The sequence below is a fragment of the Cryobacterium sp. MDB2-A-1 genome (assembly GCF_004402675.1).
GTDB lineage: Bacteria > Actinomycetota > Actinomycetes > Actinomycetales > Microbacteriaceae > Cryobacterium > Cryobacterium glucosi.
In genome coordinates this window covers 1-12556 of record NZ_SOFK01000031.1, presented here as the reverse complement: position 1 = coordinate 12556, position 12556 = coordinate 1, and the positions used below count along the sequence as shown (strand labels likewise).

Sequence of the window (12556 nt, the reverse complement as noted above, 5' to 3'; positions counted from 1 at the left end):
CAGCGTCACTTCTTGGCCAGACCGAGGACGCTGGCGATTTCGGCGGTGTCGACGGGCACGACGGTCGGAGTGATCTCGGCGCCGTCCGCGGTGCGGAGCGCCCACTGCGGGTCCTTGAGGCCGTGGCCGGTGACCGTGAGCACGACCGTCGCGCCGGCGGGGATGAGCCCGGCTTCGGCACGCTCGAGGAGGCCTGCGACGCTGATCGCGGAGGCGGGTTCGACGAAGATGCCGACCTCTGCGGAGAGGATGCGGTAGGCCTCGAGGATTTTGGCGTCGCTGATCGCGCCGAAGTAGCCGTTCGTGAGCTTCTGCGCCGCGAGGGCGAGGTCCCAGGACGCCGGGTTGCCGATGCGGATGGCGCTCGCGATGGTCTCGGGGTGGTCGACGCGGTGGCCGAGCACGATCGGGGCGCTGCCGGCGGCCTGGAAGCCGAACATGCGCGGGAGCTTCGTGGTCGCGCCGCGCTCGAGTTCTTCGGTGTAGCCGCGGGTGTACGCGGTGTAGTTCCCGGCGTTTCCGACGGGGACGATGTGGATGTCCGGCGCGTCTTCGAGCACCTCGACGACCTCGAAGGCCGCCGTCTTCTGGCCCTCGATGCGGTCGGGGTTGACCGAGTTGACGAGGTGCACCGGGTAGTTGGCCGAGAGGTCGCGGGCGATGTCGAGGCAGTCGTCGAAGTTGCCCTGCACCTGCAGGAGCTGCGCGTTGTGCGCGATGGCCTGGCTGAGCTTGCCGAGGGCGATCTTGCCCTCCGGAACGAGCACGACCGCGAGGATGCCGGCGTGGGTCGCGTATGCGGCGGCCGAGGCAGAGGTGTTGCCGGTCGAGGCGCAGATGACGGCCTTCGCGCCGTCTTCGACGGCCTTCGAGATCGCCATCGTCATGCCGCGGTCCTTGAAGGAGCCGGTCGGGTTCATGCCCTCGTACTTGATCCAGACCTTCGCGCCGGTGCGCTTCGACAGCGCGGGGGCGGGAATCAACGGCGTGCCACCCTCGCCGAGCGTGATGATCGGGGTCGCGTCGGTGATGTTCAGGCGGTCGGCGTATTCACGCAGCACACCCCGCCACTGACGGGACTGGGTCTTCACGGCCTGCGTGGACTCTCGTTCGCTGGACATCAGGCTCCTTCAACTCTCAAAACGGATGCGACGGTGGTGACAAATCTGTTGGCGGCGAGGTCGGTCACGGTGGCGGCGAGTGCCGCCTCCGTTGCCTCGTGGGTTCCGATCACAAGGGTAGCCGTGGACGGGACGGCCGCGTGACTGGACGTGAGGGGACGTGCGGGGGTCATCGACTGCTCGACGAGGGCCAGCGAGACGCCATGGTCACTGAACACCCCGGCCAGGGTCGCGAGCACGCCCGGCTCGTCGGTCACCTCGAGGGTGACCGCGTAGCGGGTCGTGATGCTGCCGATGTCGAAAACGGGCAGGTCGGCGTGGATCGAGGCCGCGACTCCGGGGCCGCCGGCGATGTGGCGGCGGGCGAGGGAGACCAGGTCGCCGAGCACTGCGGATGCGGTCTCGACTCCCCCGGCGCCCGCGCCGTAGAACATCAGGCTGCCCGCGGATTCGGCCTCGACGAAGACGGCGTTGTTCGCTCCGTGCACGGCCGCGAGCGGGTGGCTGCGCGGCACCATCGCGGGGTAGACCCGGGCGGAGACCCCGGCCTGGCCGGTCGCGGCATCCGTGATGCGTTCGCAGATGGCGAGGAGCTTGACCACGTAGCCGGCCTTGCGGGCGGACTCGATCTGCGCGGGCGTGACCTCGGTGATGCCTTCGCGGTAGACGGATGCGAGCGGCACGTGGGTGTGGAAGGCGAGGCTCGCGAGAATGGCCGCCTTCTGCGCCGCGTCGTAGCCGCCGATGTCCGCGGTCGGGTCGGCTTCGGCGTAGCCGAGCTCCGTCGCGGTGGCGAGGGCTTCCTCGAGGCTGTCCCCATCGGTGTCCATCCGGTCGAGGATGAAGTTCGTGGTGCCGTTGACGATGCCGAGGATGCGGTTGATCTGGTCGCCGCCGAGGCTGTCGCGCAAGGGCCGCAGGATCGGGATGGCGCCTGCGACGGCGGCCTCGTAGTTGAGCTGGGCGCCGACCTGGTCTGCGACAGCGAAGAGTTCGGGCCCGTGGGTCGCGAGGAGAGCCTTGTTCGCGGTGACGACATCCGCCCCTGAGTTCATCGCCATCAGGATGTAGCTGCGGGCCGGTTCGATGCCGCCGAGCAGTTCGATGACGACGTCCGCGCCGAGGATGAGGGACTCGGCGTCGGTCGTGAAGAGCTCGTGCGGCAGGTCGACGGTGCGTTCGGCGTTGACGTCGCGCACGAGGATGCCGACGAGTTCGAGGCCGGCGCCGACCCGGTTGGCGAATTCCTCGCTCTGCTCGAGCAGCAGCCGGGCGACCTGGGCGCCGACGTTGCCGCCGCCCAGGAGGGCGACGCGCAGGTTGCGGTATTCGATCATCGGATGGCTTCCTTCGGTTGATCGGTGCCGGCGGGGGCCGCGACGACGGCGGTGATCCCGGTGTCGCGGGAGAGCAGGTCGGCGATCGTCTCGCCGCGGACGAGCAACCGGGCGGCGCCGTCCAGCACGGCGACGACCGGCGGGCGGCCAAGGTAGTTGTAGTTACTCGCGAGGGAGTAGCAGTACGCACCGGTCGCGGCGACGGCGACGAGGTCGCCGGGGCCGACGTCGCCGGGCAGGTAGTCGGCGTCGACGACGATGTCGCCGCTCTCGCAGTGCTTGCCCGCGACGCGTACGAGCACGGGTTCCGCGGTGCTCGAGCGGCCCGCGAGCCGCACAGAGTAGTCGGCGCCATAGAGCGCCGGCCGGGCGTTGTCGCTCATGCCGCCGTCGATGCTCACGTAGAGCCGCGGCGCACCCGACACGTCGACGGCCTTGGTGGTGCCGACCTCGTACAGGGTGATGCCCGCCGGGCCGATGATGGAGCGGCCGGGCTCGAAGGCGACGATGGGCACCGGGATGCCGCGCGCCGCACACTCTGCCGCGACGATGTCGGCCAGACGGGCGGCGAGTTCGTGGATCGGGGTGGGCGTGTCCGCGTCGGTGTACGCGATGCCGAAGCCGCCGCCGAGGTTGAGCTCGGGAACAGGCCCGCCGACGAGGAGCGCGGCGTGCACGGCGAGCAGGCGGGAGGCGGACTCTGCGAACCCGTCGGCTCCGAAGATCTGGGAACCGATGTGGCAGTGCAGGCCGATGAAGCGCAGGGCCGGCTCCGCACGGATCAGGGCGACGAGGCGCGGGGCATCCTCGAGCGTGATGCCGAACTTCTGGTCCTCGTGCGCGGTGGCGAGGAACTCGTGCGTGTGCGCGTGCACGCCGCTGTTGACCCTGAGCCGCACGTTCTGCACGATGCCGTGCCGGGCCGCTGCCGCGGCGACGCGGGAGATCTCGACGGTCGAGTCGATCACGATCGTGCCGACGCCGGTGGCACAGGCCTCGTCGATCTCGGCGAGGGACTTGTTGTTGCCGTGGAAGCCGAGGCGGGCGCCGGGCGCGCCGGCCGCGAGGGCGACGGCGAGTTCCCCGCCGCTGCAGACGTCGATGTTGAGTCCCTCGGCGAGCATCCAGCGGGCGACCTCGCTCGACAGGAAGGCCTTGCCGGCGTAGTAGACCTTGACCGTGGTGCCGATGCGGGAGAATTCGGTCTCGAAGGCGGAACGGAGGGCGGATGCGCGGGCGCGGGCATCCGCTTCGTCGATGACGTAGAGCGGGGTGCCGAACCGGGCGGCCAGGTCAGGCGCGGAGACGCCGCCGATGACGAGGTCGCCGGCAGGCGCGCGGTGCATGGTCGCGGGCCAGAGGCCGGCCGAGAGCGCGTTGGCGTCTCCGGGCAGGACGAGCCAGTCGGGGGCGAGCGGGTTGGTGGCCACGGGTGAAAACCTCACGGGAAAGTCGAGTGGGTGTCTCACTGAGTGGCGAGCGAACCCGGATTGGTCCCTGAAGCCAGTGAAGATTCCGCCGGTATGACAGCGAACCTGCACCGATTCTAGCGAGCAAGGGGTGCGCGCGCCGAATCAGCCGGCGGAGCAGGTGCCGAGGGTGGTCAGCGACTGCGCAGTGAGCATCAGGGTGCTCGACTCCAGCGTAATGCGCGCCCGCCCCGGTGTGACGTCGACTCCGGCGAGGTTGACGCCCTCGGGAAGATACCCGGCCACGCACACCCGGACCGGCTGCTGGCCGAGCACGAGCGACAGGATTGCCGTCGCATCGAGGCTGCCCGCCCCGGTGGTGATCGTCGCAGTGCTCGGTGTGAAGAGCAGAGAGTCGGCCGCAGCGGTCGGGGTGGCGGTGGCCTGGTAGCCGATGTCCAGGCCGAAGACGCTCACGCTGCCCTCGTACTGCACGGTGCCGTCGCCGAGCACGAGGTTGGCTGCGGGCGCCCCCTTCGGCAGGGACGCCGCGAGCAGGGTGTTGAGCGCCGCCTGGTCGAGGTCGACCGTTCCGCGCACGTCGCCGACCTGTTTGGCCTGGTCGACGGGCACGTCGGTCGCGACAAGGTGAACGGATGCCGGCACGCCGTTCACCGTGAGGGCGGGAGCGACCAGGGTGACCCGGTCGAAGCTCCCCAGCAGGTACTGCGCGATCACGGACAGGCCGCCGATCGAGACGGACACATCGCCCGTGACCGAATCGGGCAGGTGCGCCGCGATCTCGGCCTTCGCCCGGTTCTCGGCGTAGTTGCGCACGCCGGCATCGGCGATGAAGAAGGCGGCGACGAGGGCGAGCACCACGATCGTCGCGATAATGAAACCGCTCAGGCCACGGCGCCTGCGCGTTGCGGCTCCCCTGCCCGTTGCGGCGTCGCGGTCCACGGTCACATCCGCTCGGGAGCAGCCACGCCGAGGAGGCCGAGGCCGTTGCGGATGACCTGGCCGGTCGCGTCGTTGAGCCAGAGGCGCGTGCGGTGCAGTTCCGTGACGGGCTCGTCGCCAAGCGGGATCACCCGGCAGTTGTCGTACCAGCGGTGGTAGTAGCCGGCAACCTCTTCGATGTACCGGGCGATGCGATGCGGCTCGCGCAGTTCGGCGGCGAGAGCGACCATGCGCGGGTATTCCTGGAGCACGCCGAGAAGGGCGGACTCGCTGTCGTGCACGAGCAACTCAGGGGCGAAGTCGGTGCGTTCGACGCCCGCTGCCGCGGCGTTGCGGGCGACGGAGCAGGTGCGCGCGTGGGCGTACTGCACGTAGAAGACCGGGTTCTCGTTGCTGTGCTTGCCGAGCAGGTCGAGGTCGATGTCGAGCGCGGTGTCGCTCGAGGAGCGCACGAGCGAGTAGCGGCCGGCGTCGACACCGACGGCGTCGACGAGGTCGTCGAGGGTCACGATCGTGCCGGCGCGCTTGGACATCCGCAACGGTTCGCCGTCCTTGAGCAGGTTGACCATCTGGCCGATCAGAATCTGCAGGTTGACCCCTGGGACGTCACCGAAGGCCTCGACCATGGCCATCATGCGGCCGACGTAGCCGTGGTGGTCTGCACCGAGCATGATCAGGTTCTGGTCGAAGCCGCGCTCGCGCTTGTCGAGGTAGTAGCCGAGGTCGCCGGAGATATAGGCCGGTTCACCGTTCGAGCGGATGATGACCCGGTCACGGTCATCGCCGAAGGTCGTCGTACGGAGCCAGATGGCGCCATCCGCTTCGAAGATGTGGCCGAGGCCGCGCAGGCGCTCGATGGCCCGGTTGACCGCGCCGGACTCGTGCAGCGAGTCCTCGTGGAAGTAGACGTCGAAGTCGACGCCGAAGCCGTGCAGCTTCTCCTTGATCTCGGTGAACATCAGGTCGACGCCGATCGAGCGGAAGGTTTCCTGCTGTTCCTCGCGGGGCAGGTCGGCGATCGGGGTTGTTCCGTCGTACTTCGCGACGACCTGGTCGGCGATGTCGCCGATGTACGCTCCGCCGTAGCCGTCCTCGGGGGTGTGCTCGCCGAGATAGGCGGCCAGGACGCTGCGGGCGAAACGGTCGATCTGCGAACCGTGGTCGTTGAAGTAGTACTCGCGCGTGACATCCGCGCCCTCCGCCTGAAGCACCCGGGCGAGGCTGTCGCCCACCGCGGCCCAGCGCACGCCGCCCATGTGGATGGGGCCGGTGGGGTTGGCCGAGACGAACTCGAGGTTGATCTTGATGCCGTCGTAGAGGTGGCCGGTGCCGTATGCCGGGCCGGCTTCGACGATGGTCTTCGCGAGCGCGCCGGCGGATGCCGCTTCGAGGCGGATGTTGATGAAGCCGGGGCCGGCGATTTCGACGGAGGCGACGTCGGGCAGCGCCTCGAGCCCTGCCGCGAGTTCGGTGGCGACCTCGCGCGGCTTGTAGCCGAGCGGCTTGGCGATCTTCATCGCGATGCTCGAGGCCCAGTCGCCGTGGTCGCGGTTGCGCGGGCGTTCGAGGGTGACGTCGCCGGCGTTGGCCAGGACGAGGTCGAGCCCACCGGTGTCGATGCCTTCTGCGCGTCGGCGCTCACCCAACTGCTGGATCAGGGCGAACAGGGATTCGGAAAGCTCGGCGGGGGTCACGGAAACCAAGCTTACCGGCCCGGTTTCGAGGACCTCGCTTGGTAAGGTCAACCCGTGACTCTCTTCGATTCGCCCGCCTCCCCGTCCGCCCGGCGCTTGCGCGCCGGAGTCTTCCTCTGCGTCGGCGCGCTGAGTCTCATCGGCTTGTCCGGCTGCGCAGCGGATGCAGCGCCCTCGGCCTCCGGTTCGGCGAGCGCCCCCGCGACCGGGGGTTCTTCCTCGTCAGCGAGCGCATCGGCCGCCGCGACGGCAACACCGACGCCCACGCCGACCCCGGCAGGGACCGCTGTCGCGATGACGTGCACCGACCTGCTCACCCTGGACGACGTCTACGCGTTCAACCCGAACTACGGCACCGACCCCTCCTACAAGCCGACATCCTCATCGGCCAAGACCGCGGCCTCCTTCCAGGGACTCACGTGCGGCCTGCTCAACCAGTCGAGCGACGGCACAATCGAAATCTCGCTCACCCAGCCCAACGCGCAGCTCATGACGCAGCAGCAGGACAAGGCCGTCGCGTCGTCGAAGATCGTCCCGACCTATGGCACTCCCCCGACCGCCCAGGGCTTCTTCGCCGTGACCAACGGCATCGGCGAGGCTCAGGTCTTCACCGACACGTACTGGCTCACGATCAGCTCATCGAACTTCCTGGAGCCCGGCGACGCCGAGTCCCTCGTCTCCGCGGCCCTCGGCCACCTGAAGTAGATCGCCCGGCCTGGCCGATTCGCCGGGCAAGGTGCCGATGGGAACACCGGCCTCCCGGATGCTGGTAACCTAGTGTTTTCCCTGGCCCCCATAGCTCAGGGGATAGAGCACTGCCCTCCGGAGGCAGGGGCGGCAGTTCGAATCTGCCTGGGGGCACACCAATAAAAGTCCAGACCAGCGGCTAATCTGTCTCAGTCCCGAGGTTCTCAAGATCGTCGTTTGACTTCGATTTGACTTCAATTACTTTCACGGCCACCTGATTCAGCGCGACTGCAACACTGTCGAGGTCCGAATCAAAGAGGTCCGCGTAGGTGTCGAGAGTCTCCTTCGCGGAGGCGTGACCCAGCATTCTTTGGAGTGCTTTGACGTTGGCACCGGCCGATACAGCAAGGCTTGCGCATGTATGACGGAGCTCATGCGGAGTCAGGCCCGGGACGCCGATTTCCGCGGCTGCCGCAGTCAGGAAGCCACGGCGGAAGATGCGATTGCGGAGCACACCTCCGCCTCGTTGTCCGACGAAGACGTGGTCGCCTGGCTTCCGGTCCGCGATTGCCTGTTCCAGTCTCAAGAGAATGAATGCGGGAACCGGGATTGATCGCTCCTCATAGTCTTTGGGCGTGGATTCCTCGAGGTAGCCGTTGATCTCGATCATCGTGTGCCGCACCTCGAGCCGGCCGCGCTTTACATCAACATCAGCAACGGTGAGTCCGGCCAGTTCGCCCCAGCGAAGGCCGCAATAGCTCAACACGAGGACCACGAGTCCATATCCAACGCCTCGACCCTCGACGGCTTCCTCGAGGTCATGGACCTGCTCGTGAGTCAAGTACGTCTTGGAAACTTTGGAAACCTTGGGGAGCTTCAGGCGGGCGGCAGGATTCGTAGTGATCCGGCCATCGTCGACGGCCATCTGCAGCGCGCCCCCCAGCGTATTGACGATTTTGCGCACGGACCAAGGCGCTTGGGTTTCAGAGAGCCTTGAGGCCCATTCCTGGACGGTCATCCGTTCCAAGTCGCCGAGGGGAATGCCCCCGAGGTCGGGAGCGATATTGCGCCGGATTATGCCTTGGGCCCTATCGATGGTGGAAGGTCGGAGATCGCTACGCGTCGCGAGCCAGCGATCCATCCACTCGGCCACAGTTACCCGAGAGCGCGTGGGATCTACGTAGGAGCCGCGACTCTTCGACACTTCAACCGAGGCGAGGAACAGCGTTGCTTCCTTCTTCGTTGAGAACCCACGTCTGGTGGTAGAGCTGTGGTCGGGCTTCCGGTACTGAACGCGATATTTCTTTCCCGACGCAGTCGTGTATGAAGTCACACTTCCCACGTTCGCAACCCCTCTCCCAACAGATGTCGAAATCATTTTCTTCGAGGAATGCCCAGACGGTGATACCGCCTGGGCATCAAAAATGTTGCTGTTCAGCTGCAGGACAATGGTCGTCCTATTTTGCGAGCGATAGCGCCTGCGCCATGACGGAATCGGAAATCGCCAGATTCCCACCGAGGATCACGATCTTCGTTGGCTTCAACCGCGTTAGCTCGGCGCCGATCACTGCGGGAATACCGTTCGGCTGGACGAGGAGCACTGGACCGCCATTCACGACCGCTGCAGACCCGCCCGAAAGAGCATCCTGGTAGGTGGCCCCAGTTGCGAGGTACACCACCGGAACCCCGGTTGCAAAGGTTCCGGCCGATACGGCCGCTGACGTTCCGTACGCATCAGGTCCCCAAAGTCTGGTCGTCGGTGCGATTCCTGCCAGCGCCGCCGCAACACCGTCTGAAATGGCCAGGTTTCCACCCAAGATGATTATCCGTGCGGGACGAAGCCGGGCCAGCTCAGTTGCGATCACGCCTGGAATTCCGTTCGGTTGAACCAGCAGGACCGGCCCCTTGTTTATGCCAGCCGCGGGCGCGCCCGACAGGGCATCCTGGTAGGTGTCCCCAGTGGCGATGTAGGCGACCGGCACGCCGGGGGCGAACGTACCTGCCGATACCGCGGCTGACGTGCCGTAGGCGTCAGGACCCCACAATCTGGTCGTCGGCGCAAGCCCTGACAGGGTCGCGAACACTCCGTCCGAGACGGCAAGGTTTCCGCCGAGCACGACGATGCGAGCCGGTCGGAGTCGCGCCAGCTCCGCGGCGATCACGCCCGGGATCCCGTTCTGTTGAACGAGAAGGACAGGCCCTTTGTTCACCCCCGCCGCAGGCGCACCAGACAGCGCGTCCTGGTAGGTTTCTCCGGTTGCTACGTACGCCACGGGAACCCCCGCGGCAAATGAACCCGCGGACACGGCCGCCGAGGTTCCGTAAGCGTCAGGACCCCACAACCGTGCGACGGTGGCCGCGGCAGCCGGGGCAACCGGGGTAGTCGCAGGGCTCGATGCTGCCACCGAGGGCAGGCCCGTCTGCGAGCCCGTGATCGTTACGGTCACCGCCTTGCCGACATCCCCCAGTACCGGCGTGTACGTTGCCGTCGTGGCTCCAGCGACAGCAACGCCAGCCACGAACCACTGGTATGCGAAGGTGACGGTAGCCGGAGCCCAAACGCCAGGAAGGGCCGTGAGAACCAGACCGACCCCAGGCACTCCGGAAATGGTGGGGATTGCAGACGTCACGGCGGTCGCCGGTGCGCCAACGGTGTCGTACAGGGCGTAGTCATCGGTGACCAGAGTGCCATTCGAGACAAGGTTGAGCCCGAAGCTGAGCCCGGTGGATCCTGCCGGGACCGGGGGCGTGTCCCAAGCCACCTGGGTATATGTCGTCGAGGGCAAGTACTGAGGACCAGACGTCCAATAGATCCAGCCACCGACGGCATTTCGGTAGTAAACATCGAATTGCGTGTTGGCCGTCGAGGTGTACCACGCCCGAAGCGAGTAGGTATGACCGGGAGTGGCCGTCGGCGCACAGGTGCCGAGGTCCTGCGTGAGTGCGAGCTTCGCGTCTCCCGTGACCAGACCTGTCACGACCAGTTGTTCAGCGGCGGTTCCTGTGTGTGCGGCGGTCACGGTACTGAACGTCCTCGTGCTGATACCGAATCCACCCGGCTGCCAGCACTGCGGCGTCTGTCCAACGGCTCCGGGCGTCTCGAGGCTTGGGTTGAGCACAGCGTTCTCGCCTGGGCCGGGAGCGGCGCGGAAAGTGTTGGTCGAGGTGACGAGGGGCTTGACAGCCCCGCCGATGACCTGCGCGACCGTCTTGACGGTCGTGTTGTTCGTGGCGGCGCGGAGTTTGAGCCAGTCAACGAATTGCTGGAGCAGCGTCGGGGTGATCGTCAGATTCAGCGGGTCACATGCCCCGGTGCAGACGTGGTGCAGAGTCAGCTGAACCCAGCCACCGCCCGCCGTCTCCGCATCGGTCACAGTCTTCTGCAGGTCCGCGAGCGTCCACGTTGAGTCGATCTCGTCGGGGGCACGAGTCTCGAAGGCATTCAGCGGCGGTATCGTCTCAGCGAAGAGACCGGCAGTACCGCCAAACCGCGTGAACGTGTCACCGAGGTTGCGGGCGCTATTGAAGCCGCAGGCTTGCACAGCAGCGGAGACGGCCGGGTTCAGACTCGCGTACGGGTAGGCAAAGTCCGTGGTGGGGTAGCCCCAGCCGGCGAGGGTATTCCTGCCCTGACAGATCTGTTTCGTGACCTCATCCGCTGGGACGAGCGTTAGGTCGGGATGGCTGACGGTGTGTCCCCCGATCTCGTGGCCTCCGGCCTTGAGAGTGGCCAGGTCAGCCTGGGTCATGTAATCTTGGGCGCCGATCCAACCGGTAGCGATGAAGAATGTGCCCTTCATGCCGGCGGAGTCGAAAATCGGCAGCGCGGCCATCTGGTCTGCGTTGCCATCATCAAAAGTGAAACTCACGACCGTGGGAGGATCTGTGATCGCGGCCTGCGCGGGCGCCATCCCGAGCGATAGAGCCAGCCCGACCCCGGTGAGTACAGCCATGTTGCGCAGCAGCATTCGGCGGCGACTTGAAAGTTCATACATGATGTCTGTGCTCCTCAATGGTGTTCGGCAGCTGGTCGACGGTGACGCGCTATCCCGGGAGTTGACGTGAGGTGAGACGCAGAAAGGTGCCCGGTGCCTCAGTCTTAGTTTCGAACAGGTGCCAGAGCAATGGCTCGTCGGGACTCTGCGGGTTTCGCGCTGGTATCACGCACACGCATGTGGTTAACCGAACGATCCTCTACTGGCGCGCTCGTTTAATGGCGTGTAGGGGTGCTCGAAGCGAGTTGAACGGGCAATTCCGGAACGCGCCAATCGTGTCTAAGGTGAAGCGTTGCCGATCCTCGGCAAACAGAGCGAAGGGCGAACCCGAGTTGCGCAGAAATCTCTACGTGTCGGTGCGGCTCTGGACGGAGAGCGCGAATACAAAATCGAACGGTCAAATGGGCGCGAATTCAATTTGAGCTTCGAAAGCGGCATCCGTAAATGGCACTTATGCCCCGTTACTTTCTTCGTAGTCTTCTTCGCAGCCTCAATCGGCGTGACCTGTGCGGGCGTTGTAACCGGGCCTGACTGGCATCAAGTGATCGCTGAGAGGGGCTGGGTCGGGACTCGTCCCAGACCGTTCGCCATTTGGATGCCAAGACCTGATGCCGCGGTTCCAGGCTAGCGAAGCCAGGGATGGGAGCACTCATGACAGTGCGGTCGCCCTCAACCGGGCTGGCAGGCACCTTTTCGCCAAGGCCGTGCCCAACGAGGAAGCCAAGCTGCGGGACCCGGTCGGGCGGCAGAAGAGACACGGCCAGATCCTGTTCACCATGGACCGACCAGCCACGATCGGCGCGTTGCCGATCGGTGTCGCGCAGGCCGACAAAGTGCTCGTGGGTTCGGGCGGGCTTCACCATATGCCGGATCGCGGACCTCCACACTGCTGAAGCGAAGACCGACGCCCGGGATGGGGCCATCGTCGCGTAAACGGCTGGCCCTGCCATACGCTTGCGGTCCATCCAACTCGCCGCCTACGCCGGACTCGCCCCAGTAACCCGGCTCTCCGGTACATCCATCCATGGCTATCACCCATCCCGTCGAAAAGAGGATCCTCAAATGGGCCTTGTTTTTCTCTGCGCTCACCGCGCATCGAGATCCGGTCTGACGGACCTACGACCATCGCAAGGTCGCCCAAGGCAATAACACAACCACGCCCTCGTCTCCCTCGCCCGACGTCGCTATGACGTCCTTTACGCCATACTCCGCGTCGGCACTTAATAGCTCACGCCGGCCGCTAGCTCGTCGCTCTGTCGGCGGCCATGACAAGCTGCCCATAGGCGGCCATGGAACTGCCCGCTGACGGCCAGTAGAACTGCCCGCTGGTGGCCATGAGATCTGCCCACT

The 12556-nt window shown here is 66.2% G+C and carries 8 protein-coding genes, 1 tRNA gene and 1 pseudogene; 3 read left to right on the top strand and 7 right to left on the bottom strand.

The genetic code is table 11. The features are described 5' to 3' along the window. Positions 1-5: 5 nt before the first annotated feature. The 5 genes from thrC to argS form a co-directional block, all read right to left on the bottom strand. Positions 6-1121: a threonine synthase gene (gene thrC / locus E3O39_RS12690; protein ID WP_134448137.1), complete on the bottom strand. Its 1116-nt coding sequence runs from the start codon at positions 1119-1121 to the stop codon at positions 6-8. Continuing rightward, complete coding sequence (locus E3O39_RS12685; RefSeq protein WP_134448135.1) at positions 1121-2458, bottom strand: homoserine dehydrogenase; 1338 nt, start codon at positions 2456-2458, stop codon at positions 1121-1123. Before E3O39_RS12685 ends, thrC begins: the two co-directional genes overlap by 1 nt. After that, positions 2455-3888 carry a diaminopimelate decarboxylase gene (lysA, locus tag E3O39_RS12680; RefSeq protein WP_134448133.1) on the bottom strand — a complete coding sequence of 478 codons (1434 nt, stop codon included), beginning with the start codon at positions 3886-3888 and terminating at the stop codon, positions 2455-2457. Before lysA ends, E3O39_RS12685 begins: the two co-directional genes overlap by 4 nt. A 144-nt stretch (positions 3889-4032) precedes the next feature. Then, entirely contained in the window at positions 4033-4830 is a 798-nt protein-coding gene (locus E3O39_RS12675) for a DUF2993 domain-containing protein (protein WP_166787331.1), read from the bottom strand. 2 nt (positions 4831-4832) lie between these two features. Then, the gene (gene argS, locus E3O39_RS12670) at positions 4833-6524 is read right to left on the bottom strand and encodes an arginine--tRNA ligase (RefSeq protein ID WP_134448129.1); all 1692 of its coding nucleotides are present in this window, start codon (positions 6522-6524) and stop codon (positions 4833-4835) included. A 54-nt stretch (positions 6525-6578) separates the two neighbouring features. Here argS and E3O39_RS19005 point away from each other — a divergent pair, with 54 nt between their 5' ends. Both E3O39_RS19005 and E3O39_RS12655 read left to right on the top strand, forming a co-directional pair. Beyond that, positions 6579-7229 (top strand): hypothetical protein, encoded by a 651-nt coding sequence (locus E3O39_RS19005; RefSeq protein WP_166787330.1) that lies wholly within the window; start codon positions 6579-6581, stop codon positions 7227-7229. Positions 7230-7313: 84 nt separating this feature from the next. Beyond that, positions 7314-7385, top strand: a tRNA-Arg gene (locus E3O39_RS12655). 25 nt (positions 7386-7410) lie between these two features. Here the strand turns inward: E3O39_RS12655 and E3O39_RS12650 are convergent. Together E3O39_RS12650 and E3O39_RS12645 are read right to left on the bottom strand one after the other, a co-directional pair. Next, on the bottom strand, positions 7411-8544 hold the full coding sequence (locus E3O39_RS12650; protein ID WP_166787329.1) for a site-specific integrase: 1134 nt from the start codon (positions 8542-8544) through the stop codon (positions 7411-7413). A gap of 124 nt (positions 8545-8668) precedes the next feature. After that, complete coding sequence (locus E3O39_RS12645) at positions 8669-11179, bottom strand: cell wall-binding repeat-containing protein (protein ID WP_166787328.1); 2511 nt, start codon at positions 11177-11179, stop codon at positions 8669-8671. Positions 11180-11814: 635 nt separating this feature from the next. Between E3O39_RS12645 and E3O39_RS12640 the strand changes: the two are divergent. Further along, a pseudogene (locus tag E3O39_RS12640) lies at positions 11815-12430 on the top strand (transposase). Positions 12431-12556 lie beyond the last annotated feature (126 nt).

Excerpts from the sequence above, each read along its gene's own strand:
- thrC (WP_134448137.1), bottom strand. The coding sequence starts at position 1,121 with ATGTCCAGCGAACGAGAGTCCACGCAGGCCGTGAAGACCCAGTCCCGT.
- E3O39_RS12685 (WP_134448135.1), bottom strand. The coding sequence starts at position 2,458 with ATGATCGAATACCGCAACCTGCGCGTCGCCCTCCTGGGCGGCGGCAAC.
- E3O39_RS12645 (WP_166787328.1), bottom strand. The coding sequence starts at position 11,179 with ATGCTGCTGCGCAACATGGCTGTACTCACCGGGGTCGGGCTGGCTCTA.